This window comes from Gammaproteobacteria bacterium (assembly GCA_035501935.1).
GTDB lineage: Bacteria > Pseudomonadota > Gammaproteobacteria > JAJPIJ01 > JAJPIJ01 > JAJPIJ01.
This window is the reverse complement of record DATJVC010000030.1, coordinates 24018-48675: the sequence shown is the minus strand read 5'-3', so window position 1 is coordinate 48675 and position 24658 is coordinate 24018. Positions and strand designations below refer to the sequence as shown.

General features: G+C 60.8%; 23 protein-coding genes. 9 read left to right on the top strand and 14 right to left on the bottom strand.

The window, feature by feature from the left end; all coding sequences use genetic code 11:
* Nucleotides 1-3 precede the first annotated feature (3 nt).
* Nucleotides 4-516: an NADH-quinone oxidoreductase subunit B family protein gene (locus VMH34_08015; GenBank protein HTT08721.1), complete on the top strand. Its 513-nt coding sequence runs from the start codon at nucleotides 4-6 to the stop codon at nucleotides 514-516.
* Nucleotides 517-545: 29 nt separating this feature from the next.
* Here VMH34_08015 and rho read toward each other — a convergent pair whose 3' ends face one another.
* Both rho and trxA read right to left on the bottom strand, forming a co-directional pair.
* Nucleotides 546-1808, bottom strand: a complete 1263-nt coding sequence (gene rho / locus VMH34_08010) for a transcription termination factor Rho (GenBank protein HTT08720.1) — start codon at nucleotides 1806-1808, stop codon at nucleotides 546-548.
* Nucleotides 1809-1975: 167 nt separating this feature from the next.
* The gene (gene trxA / locus VMH34_08005) at nucleotides 1976-2305 is read right to left on the bottom strand and encodes a thioredoxin TrxA (GenBank protein ID HTT08719.1); all 330 of its coding nucleotides are present in this window, start codon (nucleotides 2303-2305) and stop codon (nucleotides 1976-1978) included.
* 133 nt (nucleotides 2306-2438) lie between these two features.
* On the opposite strand from trxA, the gene VMH34_08000 reads away from it, so the two are divergent.
* A complete protein-coding gene (locus VMH34_08000; protein HTT08718.1) occupies nucleotides 2439-3713 on the top strand; it encodes a DEAD/DEAH box helicase in 1275 nt (424 codons plus the stop codon).
* 41 nt (nucleotides 3714-3754) lie between these two features.
* Nucleotides 3755-4144, top strand: coding sequence for an aspartate 1-decarboxylase (gene panD, locus VMH34_07995; protein HTT08717.1), 390 nt, complete (start codon nucleotides 3755-3757; stop codon nucleotides 4142-4144).
* Between the two features lie 11 nt (nucleotides 4145-4155).
* On the opposite strand, the gene VMH34_07990 is transcribed toward panD, so the two are convergent.
* Nucleotides 4156-4845: an alpha/beta fold hydrolase gene (locus tag VMH34_07990; GenBank protein HTT08716.1), complete on the bottom strand. Its 690-nt coding sequence runs from the start codon at nucleotides 4843-4845 to the stop codon at nucleotides 4156-4158.
* A 74-nt stretch (nucleotides 4846-4919) separates the two neighbouring features.
* Here VMH34_07990 and VMH34_07985 point away from each other — a divergent pair, with 74 nt between their 5' ends.
* The 6 genes from VMH34_07985 (at nucleotide 4920) to ntrC (ending at nucleotide 11196) form a co-directional block, all read left to right on the top strand.
* Entirely contained in the window at nucleotides 4920-5057 is a 138-nt protein-coding gene (locus VMH34_07985; GenBank protein ID HTT08715.1) for a lipoprotein, read from the top strand.
* Complete coding sequence (gene lysA, locus VMH34_07980; protein HTT08714.1) at nucleotides 5054-6307, top strand: diaminopimelate decarboxylase; 1254 nt, start codon at nucleotides 5054-5056, stop codon at nucleotides 6305-6307. Before VMH34_07985 ends, lysA begins: the two co-directional genes overlap by 4 nt.
* A 186-nt stretch (nucleotides 6308-6493) precedes the next feature.
* Nucleotides 6494-7906, top strand: coding sequence for a type I glutamate--ammonia ligase (gene glnA / locus VMH34_07975; protein ID HTT08713.1), 1413 nt, complete (start codon nucleotides 6494-6496; stop codon nucleotides 7904-7906).
* 120 nt (nucleotides 7907-8026) lie between these two features.
* Nucleotides 8027-8557: a DUF4124 domain-containing protein gene (locus VMH34_07970; GenBank protein ID HTT08712.1), complete on the top strand. Its 531-nt coding sequence runs from the start codon at nucleotides 8027-8029 to the stop codon at nucleotides 8555-8557.
* A 184-nt stretch (nucleotides 8558-8741) separates the two neighbouring features.
* A complete protein-coding gene (gene glnL, locus VMH34_07965; GenBank protein ID HTT08711.1) occupies nucleotides 8742-9803 on the top strand; it encodes a nitrogen regulation protein NR(II) in 1062 nt (353 codons plus the stop codon).
* Complete coding sequence (gene ntrC, locus VMH34_07960; GenBank protein ID HTT08710.1) at nucleotides 9796-11196, top strand: nitrogen regulation protein NR(I); 1401 nt, start codon at nucleotides 9796-9798, stop codon at nucleotides 11194-11196. The genes glnL and ntrC overlap by 8 nt, the downstream gene beginning before the upstream one ends.
* 15 nt (nucleotides 11197-11211) lie before the next feature.
* Here ntrC and hemB read toward each other — a convergent pair whose 3' ends face one another.
* The 11 genes from hemB to glyQ all read right to left on the bottom strand — a co-directional run bounded on the left by hemB (nucleotide 11212) and on the right by glyQ (nucleotide 24561).
* The gene (hemB, locus tag VMH34_07955; GenBank protein ID HTT08709.1) at nucleotides 11212-12222 is read right to left on the bottom strand and encodes a porphobilinogen synthase; all 1011 of its coding nucleotides are present in this window, start codon (nucleotides 12220-12222) and stop codon (nucleotides 11212-11214) included.
* 64 nt (nucleotides 12223-12286) lie between these two features.
* A complete protein-coding gene (locus VMH34_07950; GenBank protein HTT08708.1) occupies nucleotides 12287-13816 on the bottom strand; it encodes a porin in 1530 nt (509 codons plus the stop codon).
* 276 nt (nucleotides 13817-14092) lie between these two features.
* Nucleotides 14093-14326: a formate dehydrogenase subunit delta gene (locus VMH34_07945; protein ID HTT08707.1), complete on the bottom strand. Its 234-nt coding sequence runs from the start codon at nucleotides 14324-14326 to the stop codon at nucleotides 14093-14095.
* Between the two features lie 23 nt (nucleotides 14327-14349).
* Nucleotides 14350-15198, bottom strand: a complete 849-nt coding sequence (fdhD, locus tag VMH34_07940) for a formate dehydrogenase accessory sulfurtransferase FdhD (GenBank protein ID HTT08706.1) — start codon at nucleotides 15196-15198, stop codon at nucleotides 14350-14352.
* The gene (gene fdhF, locus VMH34_07935) at nucleotides 15182-18100 is read right to left on the bottom strand and encodes a formate dehydrogenase subunit alpha (GenBank protein HTT08705.1); all 2919 of its coding nucleotides are present in this window, start codon (nucleotides 18098-18100) and stop codon (nucleotides 15182-15184) included. The genes fdhD and fdhF overlap by 17 nt, the downstream gene beginning before the upstream one ends.
* 35 nt (nucleotides 18101-18135) lie before the next feature.
* A complete protein-coding gene (locus VMH34_07930; GenBank protein HTT08704.1) occupies nucleotides 18136-19686 on the bottom strand; it encodes an NADH-quinone oxidoreductase subunit NuoF in 1551 nt (516 codons plus the stop codon).
* Nucleotides 19683-20165, bottom strand: coding sequence for a formate dehydrogenase subunit gamma (locus tag VMH34_07925; GenBank protein ID HTT08703.1), 483 nt, complete (start codon nucleotides 20163-20165; stop codon nucleotides 19683-19685). Before VMH34_07925 ends, VMH34_07930 begins: the two co-directional genes overlap by 4 nt.
* A gap of 122 nt (nucleotides 20166-20287) precedes the next feature.
* A complete protein-coding gene (locus tag VMH34_07920; protein ID HTT08702.1) occupies nucleotides 20288-21007 on the bottom strand; it encodes a lysophospholipid acyltransferase family protein in 720 nt (239 codons plus the stop codon).
* A 14-nt stretch (nucleotides 21008-21021) separates the two neighbouring features.
* The gene (gene gmhB, locus VMH34_07915; GenBank protein ID HTT08701.1) at nucleotides 21022-21576 is read right to left on the bottom strand and encodes a D-glycero-beta-D-manno-heptose 1,7-bisphosphate 7-phosphatase; all 555 of its coding nucleotides are present in this window, start codon (nucleotides 21574-21576) and stop codon (nucleotides 21022-21024) included.
* Entirely contained in the window at nucleotides 21573-23651 is a 2079-nt protein-coding gene (gene glyS / locus VMH34_07910) for a glycine--tRNA ligase subunit beta (protein ID HTT08700.1), read from the bottom strand. The genes gmhB and glyS overlap by 4 nt, the downstream gene beginning before the upstream one ends.
* A complete protein-coding gene (glyQ, locus tag VMH34_07905; protein HTT08699.1) occupies nucleotides 23644-24561 on the bottom strand; it encodes a glycine--tRNA ligase subunit alpha in 918 nt (305 codons plus the stop codon). The genes glyS and glyQ overlap by 8 nt, the downstream gene beginning before the upstream one ends.
* Nucleotides 24562-24658: the final 97 nt, after the last annotated feature.

The window sequence follows — 24658 nt, the reverse complement described above, 5'->3', positions numbered from 1 at the left end:
CGCATGTACGAACTGCTGAAGCAAATTGCGAAGATCGGCATCGTCAGCGAGCCGGCGCCGCCGGCCGATGCGGCGCTGCGCCAGATCGAGCAACGACTTCCTGCGGTCATTGCCAAACATTTCGGCCGCTCGCTTGCCATTCGTCACGTGGACGCGGGCTCGTGCAATGGTTGCGAGCTCGAGATCCATGCCTGCAACAGCCCCTACTACAACTTGGAACGGCTCGGCATCAAGTTTGTCGCCAGCCCGCGTCATGCCGACTTGCTCCTGGTGACCGGCCCGGTGTCACGGCACATGGAGGAGGCGTTGAAGCGCACCTACGACGCGACGCCGGAGCCAAAGCTCGTGGTGGCGATCGGGGATTGCGGGTGCACCGGGGGTGTTTTTGGCGAGAGCTACGCCAGCTGCGGCCGCGTGGCGAACGTCATTCCTGTGGATGTCGCCGTGCCCGGGTGTCCCCCCACGCCGACGGCGATCATGCAGGGCATTCTCACCGCAATATCCTCCAGGCGCTGAAAATTCGGGAAGGACTTTTTCGGGTCTTCCTAAGACGTGCGCTTCATCGAATCGAAAAACTCGGCGTTATTCTTGGTGACCTTGAGGCGCTCCAGCAGGAATTCGATGGCCGCCACTTCCTCCATCGGCGACAGCAGCTTGCGCAGGATCCAGGTCTTCTGCAATTCATCCGGCGGGACCAGCAGTTCCTCGCGGCGGGTGCCGGAACGGTTGATGTTGATGGAGGGGAAGATGCGGCGTTCGGAGATCTTGCGCTCCAGGTGCAGTTCCATGTTGCCGGTGCCCTTGAATTCCTCGTAGATCACCTCGTCCATGCGCGAGCCGGTGTCGATCAGCGCGGTGGCGATGATGGTGAGCGAACCACCCTCCTCGATGTTGCGCGCGGCGCCGAAGAAGCGCTTGGGCTTCTGCAGGGCGTTGGCGTCGACGCCGCCGGTCAGCACCTTGCCGGAGGAGGGGATCACGGTGTTGTAGGCGCGCGCCAGGCGCGTGATGGAGTCGAGCAGGATGACGACGTCGCGTTTGTGCTCGACCAGCCGCTTGGCCTTTTCGATCACCATCTCGGCGACCTGCACGTGGCGGGTGGCGGGCTCGTCGAAGGTGCTGGATACCACCTCGCCCTTCACCGAACGCTCCATCTCGGTGACCTCCTCCGGGCGCTCGTCGATGAGCAGCACGATGAGATAGCACTCCGGGTGGTTGGTCACGATGGACTGGGCGATGGCCTGCAGCAGCATGGTCTTGCCGGCCTTCGGCGGCGACACGATGAGACCGCGCTGGCCCTTGCCGATGGGCGCCACCAGATCGATGACGCGCGGTGTCAGGTCCTCCGTGCTGCCGTTGCCGCGCTCGAGCTTCAGCCGCTTGTTGGCGAACAGCGGCGTCAGGTTCTCGAACAGGACCTTGTTCTTGGCGTTCTCCGGCGGCTCGAAGTTGATCTCGTTGACCTTGAGCAGGGCGAAATAGCGTTCGCCTTCCTTCGGCGGTCGGATGGTGCCGGAGATGGTGTCGCCGGTGCGCAGGTTGAAACGGCGGATCTGCGATGGGCTGACGTAGATGTCGTCCGGACCGGCCAGATACGAGCCGTCCGCCGTGCGCAGGAAGCCAAAACCGTCCTGCAAAATCTCCAACACACCGTCGCCCCAGATTTCTTCGCCCTTTTTGGCGTGGCCCTTCAAGATGCCGAAGATGACGTCCTGTTTGCGGGAGCGGGCGGCGCCCTCGATGCCCATGGTCTCGGCAAGGTTGATGAGTTCGGAGGCGGGCTTGCGTTTGAGTTCTGTCAGGTTCATGTCGAATAGCGCGATTTGAATGAATTGAAGCCGGCGGGACGATCCGCGCGGGGAAGAAGTTGATGGAAGTTTGGGCCGGAACCGGCGGACTGCAATTACAGCTTGTTGCTTAAACTAGCACGCCCTTGGGCTCCCGTCCAGCCCCGCCGCCATGACGGGGCATGGATTCAAATATTGCTGTCGACAAAGGCCGCCAGTTGCGACTTGGACAGCGCGCCCACCTTGGTGGCGGCGATGTTGCCGTCCTTGAAAATCATCAAGGTGGGAATGCCGCGGATGCCGTATTTGGTGGCGGTGTCGCGGTTTTCATCCACGTTCACTTTGGCCACCTTAAGCTTGCCGGCATAGCTGTTGGCAATCTCATCGAGGATGGGTGCGATCATGCGGCAGGGGCCGCACCATTCCGCCCAGTAATCCACCAGCACCGGCAGGGTGGCGTTCAGGACATCGGCTTCGAAACTGGCATCAGTGGCATGGACGACGTTGGGACTGCTCATGGAATGGGTGAACCTTTCTTGTATGAATTGCGCAAGGGACATTTTCGATGCAAGCGAGCCTTACTTGCAAGCGCGACCCCCGTTGGCGTCGGGAATTGCGTTATGCTAGTTGGCTCATATTTTGAAAATGGACATGGAAAAAACCTTTCAAGAGCTTGATTTGCATCCCGCTTTGTTACAGGGCATCGCCGCCGCCGGTTTCAGCCGCTGCACGCCGATCCAGTCCGCGGCCCTTCCGATCGCGCTGGCCGGCCAGGATGTCGCCGGACAGGCGCAGACCGGCACCGGCAAGACCGCAGCCTTCCTGCTGGCGTTGATGGATCGCCTGTTGAAACGGCCGGAACCGCACGGCCGCAAGCCCAACCAGCCGCGCGCCATCGTGCTGGCGCCCACGCGCGAACTGGCGATTCAAATCCACAAGGATGCGTTGCAATTGGGTCAGTTCACGCCCTTCAAATTCAGCCTGATCTATGGCGGCGTGGATTACGACGCGCAACGCGCCGAGTTGCGCGCGGGCGTGGATGTCCTCATCGGCACGCCGGGGCGCGTCATCGATTACTTCAAGCAGCACGTCTTCGACCTCCGGGCCATCGAGGTGATGGTGCTGGACGAGGCTGATCGCATGTTCGATCTGGGCTTCATCAAGGACATCCGCTTCTTGTTGCGCCGCATGCCCGATCCGGAGCAGCGCCTATCCATGCTGTTTTCGGCCACGCTCAGCCTGCGGGTGCATGAGCTGGCTTATGAACACATGAACAACCCGCGCGTGGTGGAAATCAATCCCGATCAGGTGACGGTCGACAGCGTCAAGCAGGTGCTGTATCACATCGAGAGCGAACAGAAACTGTCGTTGCTGGTCGGCCTGCTGCGACAGATCAATCCGGCGCGTACGCTCATCTTCGTCAACACCAAACGCGTGGCGGAGGAGGTTTCCGACGTATTGCGTGAGCAGGACATCGAGGCGCGCGTGTTATCCGGCGACGTGCCGCAGAAGAAGCGGCAGTCGCTGCTGGCGCGCTTCACGCGCGGGGAATTGCCCATTCTGGTCGCGACCGACGTGGCCGCGCGCGGCCTCCACATCCCCGGCGTCAGCCACGTCATCAACTACGACCTGCCGCAGAACGGCGAGGATTACGTGCATCGCATCGGCCGTACCGCCCGCGCCGGCGCCAGCGGCGACGCCATCACCTTCGCCTGCGAGGAGTACGTCTATTCGCTGATGGACATTGAGGAATACGTCGGCCACAAAATCCCGACCGGCCAGATCGGCACGGGAATACTGGCCGAACTCCCGCCCCGCAAACCGCGACCGCGCCGTCATGACCACACGCATGGACGGTCCGGCGGCGGTGGCCGGCGCCCGCCAGGCCGCAGGGGGGATCATCGTCGTTCCTCCACCCGCCGCTAGATGCTAAGCTATTTTTGATTCCGTCAGATTGGGAAATCGATATGCAGATCACCCTGCTCAAATGCAAATTACACCGTGTGCGTGTGACCCACGCCGAACTTGACTACGAAGGTTCCTGCGCCATCGACCTGCGGCTCATGGAGGCGGCCGGCATCCGCGAGTACGAACAGATCCAGGTCTACAATCTCGCCAACGGCGAACGTTTCACCACCTATGCCATGCCCGCGGAACCCGGATCGGGGATTATTTCCATCAACGGCGCCGCCGCGCACAAGGCCAGGCCCCGGGACGAAATCATCGTCTGCGCCTATGCCGCGCTTGATGAACAGCAGGCCGCCCGCTTCAAGCCGCGGCTGGTTTACGTGGATGCCTGCAATCGCGTGACCCGCATCGGCAATGCGATCCCCACGCAGGTGGCGAGCTCCAGCTAAACGATAACTCGCTATCGCAATTCCGCCTTGAGCCAGAGGGCGAGCTCACGCACCTCCTCGGCACAGACACTGTGCGGCATGGCATAGGTGCGCCACGTGACGTCATGCCCCCCCGCGCGCAGTAATTCGGCCGAATGCCGGCCATGAAAAACAGGGATGAGCGGGTCGTAAAGTCCGTGCCCCATGAAGATGGGGGTTTGGCGGTTGGCGTCGTGCGCTTCGGCGGATAGACTGCCAGGTAGGGGCAAATACGTCGAAAGCGCCATTATCCCGGCCAGCCGTTCGAAGTGGCGCAGGCCGGTGAACAGGGCGACCGCGCCGCCTTGTGAGAATCCGGCCAACACTATGCGGTCGGCGGCAACGCCCGCCGCGCGCTCAGTTGCGATGAATTCCTCGACGATGGCGGCGGCATCGCGTAATCCCGCTTCATCCTCGCGCAGGGTCAGATCAGGCGCGGCGATGTCGTACCAGCCGCGCATGACCATGCCGCCGTTGATGGTGATCGGGCGCTTTGGTGCGTGCGGGAAGGTGAAGCGGATGCCGTGATGCCGGGGCAGGCCCAGTTCCGGCACGATGCCCTCGAAATCGTGCCCGTCTGCGCCCAGGCCGTGCAGCCAGATGACGCTGGCGTCGTGCCTGCCCGGGGGTTCGATTACGACAGGCGCTTCACCAGCACGATAATTTCCGGGTTTGGCGGTCATGCAAATGGCGCGGGGTGGGAATTCGCGGGCAATCACTTTATCATGATCACCGTTACCGTTCGGGGTCACGAGCCATGATCAGCCGTCTATCACGCACATTCGTAGCAGTTATAGGCATCAGTCTGATGTTATGCGGCTGCGGGCAGAAGGGTGATCTCTATCTGCCGGATCACAAAACCGCCCCGGCGTTCATTCCCTCGTTTATTCGATGACTGATCCGTTCACCTACCGGGATCGGCAACTGTATGCCGAAGGCGTGCCGTTGGCCGGGATTGCGCGTCAGCACGGCACGCCGGTGTATGTGTATTCGCGCGCCGCGATTGAGGCGCGCTGGCGCGAATTCGACGCCGCTTTCAGCGGCCACCCGCATTTGATTTGCTACGCGGTCAAGGCCAATGCCAATCTGGCGGTGCTGAACGTATTGGCGCGCCTCGGCTCCGGATTTGACATCGTGTCGGTCGGTGAACTGGAGCGGGTATTGCGCGCGGGCGGGAGGCCGGAGTGCATCGTGTTCGCGGGTGTGGGCAAGCGCGGGGAGGAGATGGAACGCGCGCTCACAGTGGGCATACGCTGTTTCAACGTCGAATCCGAAGCGGAACTGGAACGGTTGAACGAGATCGCCGGGAGACTGGATAAAAAGGCGCCGGTGTCGCTGCGCATCAATCCGGACGTCGATGCCCGTACGCATCCCTATATTTCCACCGGCCTGCAGGAAAACAAGTTCGGCATTGCCATGACAGGGGCCGCGCGGATATACGCGCGGGCTGCGGCGATGCCGCATATTGAGGTCATCGGCATCGGCTGCCATATCGGATCGCAATTGACCGACAGCCGGCCCTTCGCCGATGCGCTGGAACGTCTGTTCAAGCTTCTCGGAGAACTGGCGCATCGGGGAATCGAGCTGCGGCACATCGATATTGGCGGCGGACTGGGCATTCGTTACCGCGATGAAACGCCACCCAGCGTGGCGGATTACGCCGCCGCCATCCGCCGTCACACCGACCGGTTTCCCCATGAGATCCTGCTCGAGCCGGGGCGCGCCATCGTCGGCAATGCCGGAGTGCTCGTCACGCGCGTGGAATATCTCAAGCCTGCTGGCTCCAAAAATTTTGTCATCGTCGACGCCGCCATGAACGATCTCACCCGTCCGGCGCTGTACGATGCCTGGCATGATATCGTGCCGGTGTCGCCGCGGGAGCAGGGGGTGGTGCGGTCTTATGACGTAGTCGGGCCGGTGTGTGAGTCCGGCGATTTCCTGGGCAGGGGACGATCGCTCAAACTGGAGAGCGGTGACCTCCTGGCGGTGCGATCAGCGGGTGCCTATGGATTCTCCATGAGTTCCACCTATAATGCCCGTCCACGTGCGGCTGAGGTCATGGTGGAAGGGGAAACCGCCCATTTAATCCGCCGTCGGGAGTCCCTCGACGATTTGATGATAGGCGAGTCAATTCTGACACGATAAACTTCTAAGCACTATAATAGTGCAAATAACAACTTTATTGCACAATAGTAGTGCGAAAATCAGCCCGCGTACCCGGAGAATCCAGTCGTGTTCTGCGCCTGTTTCTGGCACAGGAAATGCTGTTTTGCTCCCTTGCTATGGGCTTTTATCTCAACAATGACCTGATTAACGAAGGCGGAGGAGTATATGTCCACACCAGATAATGTCCTAAAAATGATCAAGGACAAGGAGGTTAAATTCGTTGACCTCCGATTCACCGACACCCGCGGCAAGGAACAGCATGTCACCGTGCCGGTCAAGTATTTCACCAAGGAAAAATTTGAAGATGGCCACGCCTTCGACGGTTCATCCATCGCCGGCTGGAAGGGCATCCAGGCGTCGGACATGCTGCTGATGCCGGATCCGAGCACGGCGCGCATGGATCCCTTCACTGATGAACCGATGCTCAACATCACCTGCGACGTCGTCGAACCTTCCGACGGCAAGGGGTACGACCGTGATCCACGCACCATCGCCAAGCGCGCCGACGCCTTCCTTAAGTCGAGTGGCTTGGGCGACACCGCTTATTTCGGCCCGGAGCCCGAGTTTTTCATTTTCGACAGTGTGACTTGGAACATCGACATGTCCGGCAGTTCGGTCAAGATCAAATCCGAGGAGGCCCCCTGGTCATCCGGCATCGAATATGAGGATGGCAACATGGCGCACCGCGCGCCGGTCAAGGGCGGCTACTTCCCGGTGCCGCCCGCCGACACGCTGCAGGACATTCGCAACGCCATCTCCCTCGCGCTGGAGCAGCAGGGGGTGGATGTCGAGGTGCATCATCATGAAGTCGCTGCCGCCGGCCAGAATGAGATCGGCACGCGCTTCGCGCCGCTCATTCAGCGGGCCGATTGGATGCAAATCCTGAAATATACCGTGTGGAATGTGGCGAATTCCTACGGCAAGACCGCCACCTTCATGCCCAAACCCATCGTCGGCGACAACGGCTCCGGCATGCATGTTCACCAGTCGGTATGGAAGGGTGGGAAAAACCTGTTCGCCGGTGACGGCTATTCCGGGCTCTCGGAGTTTGCGCTGTACTACATCGGCGGCATCATCAAACACGCCAAGGCGCTGAATGCCATCACCAACCCGGGCACCAACAGCTACAAACGACTGGTGCCGGGTTTCGAGGCGCCGATCAACCTGGCCTATTCCGGGCGCAACCGCTCGGCGGCCTGCCGCATTCCTTTCGTCAGCAATCCCAAGGCGCGCCGCGTCGAGGTGCGCTTCCCGGATCCAACCGCCAATCCATACCTGGCGTTTGCGGCCATGCTGATGGCGGGTCTGGATGGCGTGCAGAACAAGATCCATCCCGGCGAGCCGATCGACAAGAACCTCTACGACCTGCCGCCAAAGGAGGCCAAGCGGGTACCCAATGTCTGCTCATCGCTGGAGATGGCGCTGGATTGCCTGGAGAAGGATCACGACTTCCTCACCAAGGGCGGCGTGTTCTCGGAGGATTTCCTGGAATCGTACATGGGGCTGAAACACGAGGAATTGACGCGTTTCCGCATGACCACCCATCCAGTCGAGTTCGACATGTATTACAGTTCATAACTCACGCCAGCGTTCAGCAACGGTACAGAAAAGCCCCCGATCGGGGGCTTTTCTTTTCAAGCTCGAAACCCACCCCTCCGGTTCTTGTCTACCTGTCAGGCCTTGGTTATGCTCCAGACTATGACAATTATGCGAGTGGTGGGTGGTTCTCTGCTCATGCTGTGGGCGGCCACCGCCGTTGCCGACACAGAACTTTACAAATGGGTGGACAAGGACGGGGTCGTACATTTTTCCGATAAGCCCACTGCGGGTGCGGAGAAAATCAAGGTCAAGGATGTGGACACCATCCCGGCCGACAAGCCGGAAAAGGCGGGCGCCTCGCCCCAACCGTCTGAAGCGAGGCATTACGAAGTCACGTTCATCTCCCCGAAGGGAGATGAGGCCATACGCGAGAATGAGGGCAACGTTGACATCAGCGTGCAACTGAATCCCCCCCTCAATGCCGGGGACACCATTCAATTTTCAATGGATGGTCAGCCGCAGGGGGATCCGGGCGGCGCGACGGAAATGAGCCTGACCAATGTGGATCGCGGTACGCATACGGTGGAGGCCACGGTGCGGGACCCGGGCGGTAAAACGCTCGGCAGTGCCAGCACGACTTTCACCCTTCAGCGTTTTTCCTTGTTGAATAAGCCCCCCAAGAAAAAATAATCCCGATAAAAGCCGGCTTATTTTCAGTGGTTCATCTGGTCTGATTATTGCTGTTCTTTCATAGAAACTGGTGATACCGCCATGTATGGGGCGGCTTTTCTCAATGTTTCAAACTAGGCGTGCATCCGGTTGCACAGTGCCCCAATTTCATATGCACCAGAATAGTGCGATAAGATTACAAGCCATGCCAGACGCCAGGCGTTTGCTGGCCCTTTTGGATCATCTGTCCACTGCCGTCATGGTGTTTGATGGAGCGGCCCGTTTGTACTGGCAAAGCGCGGCGGTGGAGGCCTTGTTCGCCATCAATATGCGCAAGTCTGCGGGTCAGTCTGCTGGACAACTGCTCGCCGGCGCGCCGGTATTGCAGGCGGCTTTGGACAAGGTGTTGAAGACGGGTGAACCGCTGGTTGAACGCGAAATCACGCTCGCGCTTTCAGGGAACGCGCCCGTGCGCAACGTGGATTGCAGCCTGACGCCGGTCTTCGAGGGCGCCCGGGTAACGCATGTACTGCTGGAACTCACCGATGCCAGCTGGCGTCGCCGGATGGCACGCGAGGAGAACCTCCTGGCGCAGGATCATGTCACCGCGGCCCTGATGCGCGGCATGGCGCACGAGGTTAAAAATCCTCTCGGCGGCATCCGGGGTGCGGCGCAGCTGCTGGAACGTGAATTGGGCAGTGAAGCGCATCGCGAATACACCCGCCTCATCATGGGCGAAGCCGATCGGCTGCGCACGCTGCTGGATAACATGATGCTGCCGGAAAGCAAGCCGCACCCGGTGGCCCTGAACGTTCACGAAGTACTGGAACATGTGCGGCAGCTGGTGGAGGCCGAACGCCCGACGCTGCAGATTCATCGCGATTATGATCCCAGTTTGCCGCCCTTGCACGCCGACCGCGACCATTTGGTGCAGGCGTTTCTGAACGTGGTGCACAATGCCAGCCAGGCAGTGGCGGGCGGTGGAGAAATTACGCTGCGTACGCGCGCCGAGCGCCAGGTCACTCTGAACGGTCTGCGTCATCGTCTGGCATTGCGCGTGGAGGTCATCGATACCGGCCCCGGCGTCCCTCCCGAGATCGCCGACCAGATTTTCTACCCCATGATCTCGGGGCGCGCGGATGGCACCGGTCTGGGACTCGCGATTACGCGCAGCCTGATCCACAAGAATGGCGGCACCATCGAGTGCCAGAGCAGTCCCGGCCACACCGTGTTCAGCGTGTTGCTGCCTCTCAACGACGATGAATGAATCCGCGCCAGTGTGGGTGGTTGACGATGACCGCGCCATCCGCTGGGTGCTGGAGAAGGCGCTGACGCAAGCGGGCATCCCGGTACGCTGCTTGGATAACGCCGATCTCGCCATCCGCAGGCTGGAAAAGGAAAAACCCGCCGTCATCCTCGCCGACATCCGCATGCCGGGGACGGACGGCATGGGTCTGCTGGAGCACGTGCGCCGCCGTTCGCCGGAAGTGCCGGTCATCATCATGACGGCATACGCCGATCTGGATCGCGCTGTGGAGGTATTTAAGGGCGGAGCGTTCGAGTACCTGCCCAAACCCTTCGACGTCGACGAGGCCGTTGGCATCGTCCGCCGTGCCCTGCGGCGGCAGACGCCCGCACCCGGCACCGGGACGGAGGCCACGGCCTTCACTTCGGACATGATTGGCGTGGCGCCGGCGATGCAGGAAGTATTTCGAGCCATTGGTCGTCTGTCGCGTTCACAAATGACCGTGCTCATCACCGGTGAATCAGGCACTGGGAAGGAGTTGGTGGCGCGCGCCCTGCACCGGCACAGCCCGCGCGCGAACCAGCCGCTCATTGCGTTGAATACCGCGGCCATCCCGCGTGAATTGCTGGAGTCGGAACTTTTCGGTCATGAGAAGGGCGCCTTCACCGGCGCTACACAACAACGCATCGGTCGCTTCGAGCAGGCCAACGGCGGCACCCTGTTTCTAGACGAGATTGGGGATATGCCGGCGGAACTGCAGACGCGTCTGTTGCGGGTGCTGGCCGATGGTGAGTTTTACCGGGTCGGCGGCACGGCACCGATCCGCGTCGATGTGCGTGTCATCGCCGCAACGCATCAGGACCTGGCCGCCCGGGTCAAAGCCGGGCTGTTCCGGGACGATCTCTTCCATCGTCTGAATGTGATCCGCCTGCATATCCCGCCGCTAAGGGAGCGGCACGAAGACATCGAGCCATTGGCGCGTCATTTCCTGTCGGTGGCCGCCCGCGAACTGGGCGTGGAAGGCAAGATATTGCTGCCGGATGCGCTCAAGGTCATGCAGCAGAACGACTGGCCCGGCAACGTACGCCAGTTGGAGAATGTCTGTCGCTGGATCACGGTTATGGCGCCCACCCGGGACGTGCACAGCGAAGACCTGCCGCCGGAACTCACCATGATTAAAAGTACGGGCGATTCCGGTGAAGATTGGGAGAAAGCGTTGCGTGACTGGGCGGATCGGCTGCTGACGGAGGGCGGGGGTGACGTGCTGAGCAAGGCCGTACCGGCGTTCGAGCGCATATTGATCGAAGCCGCGTTGCGGCGGACCGCCGGCAAGCGCCAGGAGGCCGCGAGACTGCTTGGCTGGGGACGCAATACCCTGACGCGAAAAATCCAAGAACTGAACATGGATGCCTAAACTGGCCGCTTCAGTTCAAACACGCAACCACTGAGCGGCTTGTGGGGCGAAGTAGGTGAGGATGGCGTCGGCGCCGGCGCGTTTCATGGATAGCAAAGACTCCATTATGGTTTGACGTTCGTCCAGCCAGCCGTTCTGTGCGGCGGCCTTGAGCATGGCGTACTCACCGCTGACCTGATAGACAAACGTCGGCATGCCGAATTTTTCTTTCACGCGCCGGACGACGTCGAGACAGGGCAGGCCGGGTTTGATCATTACCATGTCCGCGCCCTCGGCGATGTCCAGCGCGACCTCGCGCAGCGCCTCGTCGCTGTTGGCGGGGTCCATCTGGTAACTGTACTTGTCACCGCCCTTGAGACTGGCGGCAGAACCGACCGCGTCTCTGAATGGGCCGTAGAAACTCGAGGCGTACTTGGCGGAATAGGCCAAAATCATTGTGTTGACATGACCATGCGCCTCCAGCGCCTGACGGATGCGGCCGATGCGCCCATCCATCATGTCGGAGGGGGCGACTACATCCGCCCCGGCTTCCGCGTGTGACAGCGCCTGTTTGACCAGCACCTCCAGCGTCGCATCGTTGACGACATATCCTTGCTTGTCGACCAGGCCATCCTGCCCATGGGCGGTGTAGGGATCGAGGGCGACATCGGTGATGACACCGAGTTCAGGCACGACCTTTTTGATCATGCGTACCGCGCGTTGCGTTAATCCGTCAGCATTAAACGCCTCGCGCGCATCGGCGGTCTTCTTCTCCGCGGGCGTGACCGGAAACAGAACGACAGCGGGTATGCCGAGTTTGAAAATCGTCTCCGCTTCCCGCACCAGCAGGTCGACGCTCAGGCGCTCGATACCGGGCATGGAAGCGACCGCTTCGCGGCGTTTTTTACCCTCGCGGACAAACATCGGATAAATCAGATCATCCGTGGCGAGGCGCGTTTCGCGCATCAAGCGCCGAGAAAAGTCATGGGCGCGCATGCGCCGCATGCGCGCAGCCGGGAATGCGGCAGAGTGGTTTTTTTCAGTCATGGCAAGTCGGACGACAAGGCCTTGCCCATTATATCCTCATGCCGCCGATAGCAAGGATGGAGGCTTAGTAAACGACTTGGACGCGCGTCTGGAAGGCGTCGATGTCCTCGCCATCGTGCGCGCCGCCGTTCAGGCCCAGTACCTTGACGTAATTGGCCGAGAGCCGCACGAAGCTGTTGGGGTACCAGTTCAGGGCGGCCGTCAGGTCTTCTTCATCACCACCCTGGATCTCCTTGTCATTCAGGTCAATGCCGCTGACGCGCAGCGCCACCTCCCATGCCCCCCAGCCGTCGCCGCGTAACTGAAAGGGCCGTTTGGGCTGAATCACATCGAAGGTACCCTTGCCACCCAGATAGTTGCGGGAATCATCCGTCAGGAACAAACTGCCGTACAGATAATAGCCGCCGAACGAGAGATCACCGCCCACGTCGCGATCGACATTGACCAGCATGTATTCGCCCTGCAGGGAAAACGGGCCATAAACTCCCGCCGCCTCGAAATTACCCATGTCCGCGTAGTTCACGCTGCCACCGATGCTGCCGGTATCCACCAGTCTCCCGCTGCTCCGGCCGAAGAACACCATCCGACCGTTCACTTTTTTGCTCAATGCCGTGCTCGCGGTCAGGGCGTCGCTGATGATGTCGGATTCCGGCTTGGATCGGAATTGTAGGGTCTCCTTGAACGGGGAAGTTGAATTATCCGCCGGCCCGCGCACCTGGCCGGAGATGCCCAGATGCAGTACCTGTCCTGGTTTGAGTATGGGGGCGAAGGTGACACGTGCTGCGCCGGTCATGCCTTCATCATCGCCGTTCTGGGCGGTAATGCCGTCACCGAACGCACCCGCCGCCGCCGTCCAGTTGTCGCCATTGGCGCCGACCATGCCACCGAGCAAGCGGAGGTTGGTAAAGGCGAAGGGCAGGCCGCGCTCCATGAAGGTGAGATATTTGGCACTGCTGACTTCTTCCAGCCCATAAGGCACCTTGAAATTGCCGGCGGTCAAACTCACCGGGGCGAATCCGTTGTAACGGACAAAGGCGTCGGTGACCGTAACTGTATTGGTCGTACCGCCCTGGGTGGTGCCGGCGAAGTCCGCTTCGAATTTGTAATCCCAATCCCTCATCACCGTTCCGGATAGCGATAATCGCCCGCGTCGTAATTCCGTGCCATCCGAAAAATCCGTCTTGCCCTGATTGCCATACAAGGCGGAGTCAAACTGGAAATAGGTTCCCACCTGTGCCGAGAAATCGCTGTCTGCCGATTTGAATTTGAGCCCGTCCTTGAGCGTGACCTTAGCTTCGCCGGCCTGGATTTTCTTGGTCTTGTCGTCGGCGTTTTTCACCTGCAGCGCGGCGAACTGCTCCTTGGTGATGACGTTATTGGCCAGCAATACGTCCAGCAGGCCCTGATCCTGCGCAGGCAACGGTTTGCTGGCGGTCGAATCCTGCGCCTTGATGATGGCATCGTACTGGGCCTGGCTGATGAGCTTGTTTTGCAGCAGCACCCTTAGCAGCGCCTCGTCTGCGGCCTTGGCGTGCGGCGCGTACAGGAGCGGCAAAACAAAAAACAAAGCAAGGGCGACGCATCGGCTATGCATGATTTTCTTCTCGAGATGCTGTTTTGGTAATTAAGACCGCGGGCGGCAGCTATCATCAACTTACTTTATCGTTATATACGTTCAAATATAACGATATGAAAACATTTTTACAACATTATCCGTGCGATTGGTGGGAGTGACTTGGGTTCTAATGTCCCGACGTGAATATGTCGGTTGGAATCCGTCGGCAGCGGTTGGTTACCGGCGGGTCGGGATTGGGGATTTCGAGGGTCGGCTGGCAACGCCGTGGGTTTGCCTGCAACGCAGCCACCGGCGTCATGCACTGGTCCGGTTGGGCACCGGCTCCAGTTTCCTGACCGCCTCCCGCACCATCTCATTGAGTTCGCTGCCGTCCTGCTGAAGGTATTCGATGATCTGCCGCCGCATGCGCGGATCCCAAAACCGGCGTATGTGGTTGTGGATGCCGGTGATGGCTTCATTGCGATCCGGTTCGGCCGCGAAGTAATCGCCGATGTCGTTGGCCATCTGGATGAGGCGTTCGATATGCATGCTCTGTATAAACCTTTATGACGTTATGATTGTATGCGTTGTGGGTGGGCGTAAATGACGTAGTCATCGCCCCGCACAAAGCCGGCCAGCGTCAGGCCGGTCGTGCGCGCCAGGCGTACCGCCAGCGCCGTGGGTGCCGAAACCGCCGCCAGCAGCGTAATCCCGGCGGTAGCGGCTTTCAGGACCATCTCATAGCTGGCGCGGCTGGTGATGACCGCAAATCCTGATCCGGTGTCGACCTTCATGTTGGATAATTTGCCGACGAGCTTGTCGAGGGCGTTGTGGCGGCCAACGTCCTCGTATACATGTCCGATTTTCCCGGAAGCATCCGCCCATGCCGCGGCATGATGCGCGCCCGTCTGCGCGTTGAGTCGCTGGCCGGTCGTGATCCCGCGCAACGCATCGGCCAGCGCCACACCAGGCACGCATACGCCAGTGCCGACATTCGCGGGCAGCCGTACGGCATCCGCCAGTTCGCGCACCCCGCACAGTCCGCAGCCGGTGCGTCCGACGATGTTGCGTTCGCGCCCGCTGAGCCGCTCGGCGCGTTCCGGGGGTATGGACATGGATACCACGATGCCTTCGGGGTGGGGCGTGACCTGGATATCGCGCAGTTCGTCGGCACGGCCAACGATCCCCTCGGTCAGGCTGAATCCCAACGCGAATTCCTCAAGGTCAGCGGGGGTGGTCATCATGACCGAGTGCGCCACCCCGTTGTAGGCCAGGCAGACGGCGACTTCCTCGGCGATCCGATCAGTGGCGGGAGCGGTCTGGCCGCCGCGATGACGCTCGACCTGCAGGGCTACCACCGGCTGGAACGGCAGGGACGTCTGCTGTTCAGCCCGGGGTGGTGATTCAGCCAGAGACGGCATTGCGCTGTTCCAGCAGCTGTTCCTGCTGCTCGGAGAAGGCGCGGTAACGTCGCTGCCACTCGGATGGCTGGCTCACCTTGGTGACTTGTACGGCGGTGACCTTGTACTCCGGACAGTTCGTCGCCCAGTCAGAATTGTCGGTGGTGATCACGTTGGCGCCGGATTCAGGGAAGTGGAAGGTGGTGTAGACCACACCCGGCTGCACGCGTTCGGTGATGGTCGCGCGCAACACCGTCTCACCGGCGCGGCTCTGTATGCCAACCCAATCATGCTCCTTGATGCCGCGAACCTCGGCGTCGTGCGGGTGGATCTCCAGCCGGTCCTCATTGTGCCACATCGAGTTGGCGGTGCGGCGCGTCTGCGCGCCGACGTTGTACTGCGACAGAATGCGACCGGTGGTGAGGATGAGTGGGTACCGGCTGTTGCTGCGCTCATGGGTCGGCACATATTCGGTGAGCATGAAACGCCCCTTGCCGCGCACAAACTCATCCACGTGCATGATCGGCGTACCTTCCGGGTGGGTGTCGTTGCATGGCCACTGGATGCTGCCAAGTTTTTCCAGTTTTTCCCAAGTAACGCCCTTGAAGGTTGGTGTCAGTAGCGCAATTTCGTCCAAGATCTCGGAGGCGTGCCGGTAATTCATCGGGTAACCGAGCGCATTCGACAGCATCACCGTGGCTTCCCAATCCTCCTTGCCGCCGAGTGGCTGCATCACCTTGCGCACGGGCGAAATGCGGCGCTCGGCGTTGGTGAAGGTCCCGCTTTTCTCCAGGAACGACGAGCCGGGCAGGAACACATGCGCGAATTTCGCGGTTTCATTCAGGAACAGATCCTGAACGACGACACATTCCATGGCCCTGAGCGCGGCGTGGACGTGCTGGATGTCCGGATCGGACTGGGCGATGTCCTCGCCCTGGATGTAAAGTCCCCTGAAGCTGCCATCGAGTGCCGCCTCGAACATGTTGGGAATGCGCAAACCCGGTTCCTGCTCCAGTTTCACACCCCACACCTGCTCGAAGGATGAGCGAGTGGCGGCATCGGAAACGTGCCGGTAGCCGGGGTATTCATGCGGGAAGGAGCCCATGTCGCAGGATCCCTGCACGTTGTTCTGCCCGCGCAGCGGATTGACGCCGACGCCCTCGCGTCCGATGTTGCCCGTGCACATGGCGAGATTGGCAATGCCAATCACCATGGTCGAGCCCTGGCTGTGTTCGGTGACGCCAAGACCGTAGTAGATGGCGCCATTCCCGCCGGTGGCGTACAGCCTCGCGGCTTCCCGCACCAGCCGTGCGGGTACCCCTGTGATCTCCTCGCTCGCCTCCGGCGAGTGGGACGGCTTGCTGATGAAGGCCTTCCATTTTTTATAGGCTTCAGGCTCGCAACGCGAGACGACGAATGACTCGTTGGTCAGTCCCTCGGTAACGACCACGTGCGCCAGCGCGTTGATGAGGGCGACATTGGTGCCAGGTTTGAGTTTCAGGTGGTAGTCGGCGTTGATATGTGGCGCCTTCACCAGGCCTATCGTGCGTGGATCGGCGATGATCAGTTTCGCCCCCTGACGCAGGCGCTGTTTCATGCGCGAGGCGAACACCGGATGGCCGTCGGTGGGGTTGGCGCCGATGACCATGATGACATCGGCCTTCATCACCGAGTCGAATGTCTGCGTACCAGCGGATTCACCCAGGGTTTGCTTCAGACCATAGCCTGTAGGTGAATGGCACACGCGCGCACAGGTGTCGACATTGTTGTTCTCGAAGGCGGCGCGCACCAGCTTCTGCACAAGATAAGTCTCCTCGTTGGTGCAGCGGGAGGAAGTAATGCCGCCTATTGAATAGCGACCATACTTGGATTGGATGCGCTTGAACTCGGCGGCCGCGTGGTTGATGGCCTCATCCCAGGAAACCTCCCGCCACGGATCGCTGATCTTGGCGCGGACCATGGGCTTGGTGATGCGATCGGGATGGGTGGCGTAGCCGAAGGCGAAACGGCCCTTCACACAGGAATGGCCATGGTTGGCGTGCCCGTCCTTGTTGGGGACCATGCGCACGACTTCCTCGCCCTGCATCTCGGCCTTGAATGAGCATCCGACGCCGCAATAGGCGCAGGTGGTGATGACGCTGTGCTCGGCCTGGCCTTTCTCGATCAGGCCCTTCTCGGACAGCGTCGCCGTCGGGCAGGCCTGCACACAGGCGCCGCACGAGACGCATTCGGAATCCATGAATGATTCGTCCTGGCTCGGCGAAACCTTGGACAGGAAGCCGCGGCCCTGGATGGTGAGCGCCAGCGTGCCCTGTACTTCGTCGCAGGCGCGCACGCAGCGCGAACAGACGATGCACTTGCTGGGATCGAAAGTGAAGTACGGGTTGCTCTCGTCTTTCGCCACGAACAGCGGATTGGCTTCACCGCATTGCGTGGCACTCTGGCTGCCGATGTTTTGGTGTCCCTTGTGCGCATGGACGTGGTTGGCTCCGTCGTAGCCATAGCGCACGTCGCGCAGGCCCACGACACCGGCCATGTCCTGCAATTCGCAGTGCCCGTTGGCGGGACAGGTCAGGCAGTCCAAGGGATGATCCGAAATGTAAAGCTCCATCACGCCGCGGCGGATGTCGCCGAGTTTCTGGTTCTGGGTGGTGACTTTCATGCCCTCGGCAACCGGCGTGGTGCATGAGGCAGGGTAGCCCTTCATGCCCTCGATCTGCACCAGGCAGAGGCGGCAGGAGCCAAAGGCGTCCAGCATGTCAGTGGCGCAGAGTTTGGGGATGCCGAGGCCAATGCTGGCTGCCGCCCGCATTACAGACGTGCCCTCGGGAACGGTGACTTTGAAACCGTCGATTTCCACCGCCACCATCTTCGAGGAGGTGGCGGCAGGCGTGCCTAGATCTTTATCGCTGATGGATTGCATCGTCGTACCCTCCTTGCGCGTAAACGCAAGCTAAGTCAGGCGACTTTTGCCCCAGCGGCGCCAAAGTCTTCCGGGAAATGGTTCAGCGCGCTCAACACCGGATAGGGCGTCATACCGCCCAGAGCGCAAAGCGACCCGTTTAACATAGTGTCGCACAAATCACGCAATAACGTCACGTTTTTACCATGTTCGATATGGGCCATGATGCGGTCGATGACCTCCACCCCGCGGGTGGAGCCGATGCGGCAGGGGGTGCACTTGCCGCAGGACTCGATGGCGCAGAACTCCATGGCAAAACGGGCCATCCTGGCCATGTTGACGGTGTCATCAAAGGCCACGATGCCGCCATGCCCGATCATCGCCCAATTCTTGGCGAAGGCTTCGTAGTCGAAGGGCGTATCAAATTGCGATTCAGGTACATACGCGCCCAACGGCCCGCCCACCTGTACGGCGCGAATCGGGCGGCCGCTGGCGGAACCGCCGCCATAGTCATAGAGCAATTCCCGCAGTGTGACGCCGAATGCCTTTTCGACCAGGCCGCCATACTTGATGTTCCCGGCAAGCTGAATGGGCAGGGTGCCGCGCGAACGCCCCATGCCGAAATCCTTGTAATAAGTCGCGCCCTTGTCGAGGATGATCGGCACCGACGCCAGCGAAATCACATTGTTGATGATGGTCGGCTTGCCGAACAGCCCCTGGATTGCCGGCAGCGGTGGTTTGAACCGCACCATGCCGCGTTTGCCTTCGAGGCTTTCGAGCATGGCCGTTTCCTCGCCGCAGATATAGGCGCCGGCGGCGCGGCGCACTTCGAGGTCGAAGCGTTTGCCGCTGCCGATGATGTTGTCACCCAGATAACCCTTGCCGTAGGCGATCTTGATTGCCTCGTTGAGCACATCAAGGGCATGCGGGTATTCGGAGCGCACATAGATATAACCCTGCGTTGCCCCCACCGCGATGCCGGCGATGGTCATGCCTTCAATCAGCACGAAGGGGTCACCTTCCATGATCATGCGATCGGAGAAGGTGCCCGAATCACCCTCGTCGGCGTTGCAAACGACGTATTTCTGATCTGCGGCGGTGTTGAGCACGGTGCGCCACTTGATGCCGGTGGGGAATGCCGCGCCGCCGCGACCGCGCAGGCCGGAATCGGTCACTTCCTGCACGATGGCGGCGCCGTCCATGTTTAGGGTGCGCTTTAAGCCTCGATAACCGTCATGCGCCAGATACTCTTCGAGCGACAGCGGGTCGGTGATGCCGACGCGGGCAAAGGTCAGCCGTTCCTGTTTTTTGAGGTACGGGATCTCCGCGGCGGTGCCAAGCTTGAGCGGGTGTTCGCCGCCCTGAAGAAAATTGCGTTCAAAGAGCGATGAGACGTCTTCAGGCCGCACCGGCCCATAGGCGATGCGCCCGGCCGGAGTTTGCACCTCCACCATGGGCTCCAGCCAGAACATGCCACGGGAGCCGTTGCGCACCAGATTGATTGCGGCGCCATGGCGTGCGGATTCCGCGGCGATCTGTCGCGCCACCTTGTCTGCGCCGAGTGACAGCGCCGCGGCGTCGCGCGGCACGTAGACCGTAACGCTCATCGGCCATCCTCCGCGGTCTCGGCAAGAATGGCGTCCAGGCGCTCCGGCGTCACGCGGCCGTGGAGTTCATGATCGATCATCACCGCTGGCGAACAGGCGCAGTTGCCCAGGCAGTAGACCGGCTCGAGCGAATAACTGCCGTCAGTGGTGGTCTCGTGGTAGTCGATGCCGAGCCGCCGCTTGGCATGTTGCTCAAGCGCCTCCGACCCCATGGACTGGCAGGATTCGGCACGGCATATTTGAAGGGTGTGGCGCCCAGGCGGCGTGGTGCGGAAGTGATGATAGAACGTGATGACGCCGTGGACTTCGGCGCGGGAAAGATTCAAGCCCTCAGCAACCGCGGGTATCGCATCCGCGGGGATGTATCCCAACGCGTCCTGGATCCGATGCAGCACAGGCAATAACGCACCGGGCAAGGTTTTAAGCTCCTCGATGACCTCGGCAATGAGTTGCTGCTCTTTGGTTGTTGATGTTTTCATGGCGAGTCGGCACAATTAAAAACCGTGATTTTTATGACAAAAGTTTTTTTAATAAATTCAGAAGGTGACAGATAACCCCACCTTCCAACTCTATAATTCTAGCCCATCCTTGGGTACATATACTAAGAGGATTCTTGTAAAAGTGCCTGTGCGGTCGACTCGATCCACTCCTCGGCAAGCGCCACGATCTCGCGCGCATCGCGCCCGTTGACGGATATGACAGGACCGATGACGAGTTCAATGCATCCCGGCCGCTTGCGCAGGCTGAGCCTTGGCCAGTACGTCCCGGCGTTGTGCGCGACCGGCACGATTGGGACGCCAGTCTCCGCCGCCAGCAATCCGCCGCCGATATTGTAGCGCCGGCGATGGCCGGGCGCAGTGCGCGTGCCCTCCGGAAACAGGGTGACCCAGATGCCACGCGCCAGGCGCTGCTTTCCCTGAGCGACCAACTGGCGCAGCGCCTTGTGGCCCGCCCGCCGGTTGAGCGCAATCGGCTCCAGGCTCGCCAGTCCCCAGCCGAAGAAGGGGATCCACAACAGTTCGCGCTTCAACACCCAGACCTGCGGCGGGAAAATCAATTGCAGCGCCATGGTTTCCCATGCCGACTGGTGTTTGCACATGATGATGGCGGGTCCGGGCGGGATGTTTTCCATTCCCCGTACGTGATGCGTGAGTCCGCAACAGCACTTCAGCCACCACAGCGTGATATGCGTCCAACGGGTGACGACCCAATAACGCGGGAAAAAAGGCAGTGGCCGCACGACGATGCCGAGCAGGGCGAAAAGGATGGTATGCGGCAGCAGACCGGCGTAAAACAGGAGTGCGCGCAGTGTGTCAAGCATTCATGAGATAAGCGCTAATGCGAGCCGACCCATTCCGTGGCCAGCAGGTGCTCGACGACGGCGGCGAGATCGGGATAAACCGCGACGTCCTTCGCCTGGCCAATGATGTCCGCGGTCTCCCTGCCGGCGCCGGTCAGCACCAGCACCGGCCGCGCGCCCGCGGCCCGCGCCGCCGCGATATCGCTTTCCCGATCACCGATGGCCGGCACGTATTCAAGCGGCACGCGCAGCCGGCGCGCAACCTCGTGCAGCATCCCCGGCTGGGGCTTGCGGCAGTCGCATTTCTCCTCCGGCGCGTGCGGGCAGAAAAAAATCGCATCGATCACCCCGCCCGCCGCCTTGGCCGCCGCCAGCATTTTCTGGTGGATCTGATGCAGACGGTTGAGATCGAACAGGCCGCGGGCGATACCGGATTGGTTGGTGCACACCACCACGCGCGCGCCAGCGCGGGTGGCCATGGCGATGGCATGCAGGCTGCCTTCTATCGGCACCCACTCGTCTGGATGCTTGATGAAGGCGTCGGAGTCTTCGTTGATGACCCCGTCGCGATCAAGAATGAGCAGTCTCATGACGCGAGTTTGGAGATATCCGCCACGCGATTCATTTTAAGCCGCAAATCGGCGAGCAACGCGAGCCGGTTGCGACGCAAGATCGGATCATCGACCATCACCATCACCGAGTCAAAGAATGCGTCTATTGACGTTTTTAGAACCGCGAACGACTTGAGATAGCCGGTATAGTCGCCGTGCTCGAAGAAGGCCATCGCTTTTTTGGAGACGACGGTCAAGGAGTCATATAACGCACGTTCTGCAGGTTCCTTGAGATGTTTTTCATCGGCGGCTTCAAATCGCTCGCCCCTGGCTTCCGCCTGCCTGAGTATGTTCGCGACACGCTTGTTTGCCGCGGCAAGGCTTTCGGCCTCCGGCAGGGCCTGAAATGCCTTTACCGCCTCCAGCTGGCGCGGGACCGAACTGAGCCGTTCGGGCCGCTGGCTCAGGACCGCCTCCACTTGGAGTGTCGAGAACCCCGAGTCCTTCAGATAGCTCGCGAAACGTTCGAACATATATGTTTCAAGGTCAGCATGCGCGTCGCCGACTTTACCCTCGTAGGCCGCAAATGCATTGTTGATCAATTCCTGCAGTGGAAACGGCAGTTCACACTCCACGATAATCCTGACTGCGCCGAGAGCGGCGCGCCGCAGTCCGAATGGATCTTTGTCTCCAGTTGGAATCTCTCCGGCACCAAACAATCCGGCGAGCGTGTCGAGTTTGTCCGCAAGTGCCAGCGCCCGGCCCACCGGTGTCTTCGGCAGGACGTCGCCGGCAAAGCGCGGGCGGTACATCTCGTCGATGGCGGTACAGACTTCCGCCGGTTCGCCGTCATGCGCGGCGTAATGGCGGCCCATGATGCCTTGCAATTCCGGGAATTCACCCACCATTTGCGTCAATAAATCGCAACGTGACAGTTCGGCCGCGCGTTTGGTATGGGCGGCATCAGCGCCAGCGTGCTTCGCTATCCGGACGGCAAGCTTGGAAACGCGCTGGGTCTTGTCGTACAGCGTACCGAGTTGCTTCTGAAAGACGACTTCCTTTAATCCCTTGAGGCGGTCGTGCAGCGGGGTATCCCGATCCCGGCACCAGAAAAAAGCGGCGTCCGTCAGCCGTGGGCGGATGACGCGCTCGTTGCCATGCCGTACCAGCCCGGGATCGCGGCTTGGGATGTTGGCGATGGCGACGAACCGTGGCAACAAACGGCCATCTTTGGTGCGCAGCGGAAAGCAGCGCTGCTGATCCCTGAGCACGGCGGCAATCACCTCTTCCGGCAGCTCCAGAAACGAGGGGTCGAAATCGCCGATCAAGGCTTGCGGCCATTCACACAGCGCCGTGACCTCATCCAGCAGCATGCCTGTGATCTCTGCATGCGCGTCCTCCCGCGCAGCGGCGGCCAGCACTTCTTCCTGAACCCGTTCACGCCGTCGCTCAAAATCAGGGATGACGTAGCCGCGTCTTTCCAGGGCATCTTCATAATCGCGCGGCTGATCGAGATGAATGGGCGCGGGATGCAGGAAGCGGTGGCCGCGCGTGTAACGGTTGGCGCGCACGCCCAGCAACTCCGCGTCGATGACGGTCTCACCGAAGAGCAGCACCACCCAATGCACCGGCCGTACGAACTGCGCGTCCCCGTCTCCCCAGCGCATGCGCCTGGGGATGGGCAATTTATCCAGCGCCTTTTGCACAATGGCGGGTACCAGTTCAACGGTGACCCGGCCCGGTTTCTCGCCTTCATAGTAAAGGCGCGGTCCCTTGTCCGTTTGCAGCGTCTGCAGGTCTTTCACCTCGACGCCGCAATTCGAGGCAAAGCCTTGGGCGGCGGCAGTGGGATTGCCTTTTTCATCAAAGGCCGCTTTGACAAAGGGCCCCCAGCTTTTTGTGCCGACGGCAAGGCCGCGTTCAAAGAGCTGTCCGATAAACACCCCAAGGCGACGCGGGCTGGCATACGCGCGAAGTTCGCCGTGGCGGGGTATGCCGGCTTCGCTCAATCCCCTCCAGACGTGATCAGCAAACGCCGTGGCCAGCGCGCGCAACGCCTTGGGCGGCAGTTCTTCGGTGCCGATCTCGATCAGCAGGTCGCGATGGTCAGCCATGCGGCCGCACCGGGGTTTTCAACAACGGGAAGCCCAGCGCCTCGCGGCGGGCCAGGTAACACTCCGCCACCGCGCGCGCCAGCGTGCGGACGCGCAGAATATAACGTTGCCGTTCGGTCACCGACACGGCCCGGCGCGCGTCCAGCAAATTGAAGATATGCGAGGCCTTCAACACCTGTTCATACGCGGGCAGCGGCAACTGCTGCTCGATCAACTTCCGTGATTCACGCTCGCAGATGCCGAATCCATCAGTCAGCGCGGCAATGTCGGCGTGCTCGAAGTTGTAAGCGGATTGTTCCTCTTCATTTTGCCTGTAGATGTCGCCGTAGGTGATTTTCCCCGCCGGCGTCACGGCCCAGATCAGATCGAAAACATTGTCGGTGTTCTGCAACGCCATCGCGATGCGTTCGAGGCCATAGGTAATCTCGCCGGCGACCGGCCGGCAATCCAGCCCGCCGACCTGCTGAAAATAAGTGAACTGGCTGATCTCCATGCCGTTGAGCCAGACCTCCCAGCCCAGGCCCCAGGCGCCAAGCGTGGGTGATTCCCAGTTGTCCTCGACGAAACGTATGTCGTGGACCAAGGGATCGATGCCCAGATGGCGCAACGAATCGAGGTATAGCTCCTGAATGTCGGGCGGCGAAGGCTTGAGGTTGACCTGCAACTGAAAGTAGCGCTGCAAGCGATTGGGATTCTCGCCGTAACGGCCATCGGTGGGGCGGCGCGAGGGCTGCACATAGGCGGCATACCACGGTTCGGGGCCGATGGCGCGCAAAAAGGTCGCAGGATGAAACGTACCGGCCCCCATCTCCATGTCGTACGGCTGCTCCAGCACGCAGCCCTGTCCCACCCAGTAACGCTGGAGGGCATGGATCAAATCCTGAAAACTCTGGAACGAAGGCGAGGTCATGCGGCGTTGCGCCGCCCGGCGGCGGATCGGTCACAAGTTTGGAATAAAATGAAGGAGTTCAGCATGGAAGCAAGCACGCAGTATAACGTGCGGGCTT

Excerpts from the sequence above, each read along its gene's own strand:
- VMH34_08015 (HTT08721.1), top strand. The coding sequence starts at position 4 with ATGTACGAACTGCTGAAGCAAATTGCGAAGATCGGCATCGTCAGCGAG.
- rho (HTT08720.1), bottom strand. The coding sequence starts at position 1,808 with ATGAACCTGACAGAACTCAAACGCAAGCCCGCCTCCGAACTCATCAAC.
- trxA (HTT08719.1), bottom strand. The coding sequence starts at position 2,305 with ATGAGCAGTCCCAACGTCGTCCATGCCACTGATGCCAGTTTCGAAGCC.
- VMH34_08000 (HTT08718.1), top strand. The coding sequence starts at position 2,439 with ATGGAAAAAACCTTTCAAGAGCTTGATTTGCATCCCGCTTTGTTACAG.
- panD (HTT08717.1), top strand. The coding sequence starts at position 3,755 with ATGCAGATCACCCTGCTCAAATGCAAATTACACCGTGTGCGTGTGACC.
- VMH34_07990 (HTT08716.1), bottom strand. The coding sequence starts at position 4,845 with ATGACCGCCAAACCCGGAAATTATCGTGCTGGTGAAGCGCCTGTCGTA.
- VMH34_07985 (HTT08715.1), top strand. The coding sequence starts at position 4,920 with ATGATCAGCCGTCTATCACGCACATTCGTAGCAGTTATAGGCATCAGT.
- lysA (HTT08714.1), top strand. The coding sequence starts at position 5,054 with ATGACTGATCCGTTCACCTACCGGGATCGGCAACTGTATGCCGAAGGC.
- glnA (HTT08713.1), top strand. The coding sequence starts at position 6,494 with ATGTCCACACCAGATAATGTCCTAAAAATGATCAAGGACAAGGAGGTT.
- VMH34_07970 (HTT08712.1), top strand. The coding sequence starts at position 8,027 with ATGACAATTATGCGAGTGGTGGGTGGTTCTCTGCTCATGCTGTGGGCG.
- glnL (HTT08711.1), top strand. The coding sequence starts at position 8,742 with ATGCCAGACGCCAGGCGTTTGCTGGCCCTTTTGGATCATCTGTCCACT.
- ntrC (HTT08710.1), top strand. The coding sequence starts at position 9,796 with ATGAATGAATCCGCGCCAGTGTGGGTGGTTGACGATGACCGCGCCATC.
- hemB (HTT08709.1), bottom strand. The coding sequence starts at position 12,222 with ATGACTGAAAAAAACCACTCTGCCGCATTCCCGGCTGCGCGCATGCGG.
- VMH34_07950 (HTT08708.1), bottom strand. The coding sequence starts at position 13,816 with ATGCATAGCCGATGCGTCGCCCTTGCTTTGTTTTTTGTTTTGCCGCTC.
- VMH34_07945 (HTT08707.1), bottom strand. The coding sequence starts at position 14,326 with ATGCATATCGAACGCCTCATCCAGATGGCCAACGACATCGGCGATTAC.
- fdhD (HTT08706.1), bottom strand. The coding sequence starts at position 15,198 with ATGCCGTCTCTGGCTGAATCACCACCCCGGGCTGAACAGCAGACGTCC.
- fdhF (HTT08705.1), bottom strand. The coding sequence starts at position 18,100 with ATGCAATCCATCAGCGATAAAGATCTAGGCACGCCTGCCGCCACCTCC.
- VMH34_07930 (HTT08704.1), bottom strand. The coding sequence starts at position 19,686 with ATGAGCGTTACGGTCTACGTGCCGCGCGACGCCGCGGCGCTGTCACTC.
- VMH34_07925 (HTT08703.1), bottom strand. The coding sequence starts at position 20,165 with ATGAAAACATCAACAACCAAAGAGCAGCAACTCATTGCCGAGGTCATC.
- VMH34_07920 (HTT08702.1), bottom strand. The coding sequence starts at position 21,007 with ATGCTTGACACACTGCGCGCACTCCTGTTTTACGCCGGTCTGCTGCCG.
- gmhB (HTT08701.1), bottom strand. The coding sequence starts at position 21,576 with ATGAGACTGCTCATTCTTGATCGCGACGGGGTCATCAACGAAGACTCC.
- glyS (HTT08700.1), bottom strand. The coding sequence starts at position 23,651 with ATGGCTGACCATCGCGACCTGCTGATCGAGATCGGCACCGAAGAACTG.
- glyQ (HTT08699.1), bottom strand. The coding sequence starts at position 24,561 with ATGACCTCGCCTTCGTTCCAGAGTTTTCAGGATTTGATCCATGCCCTC.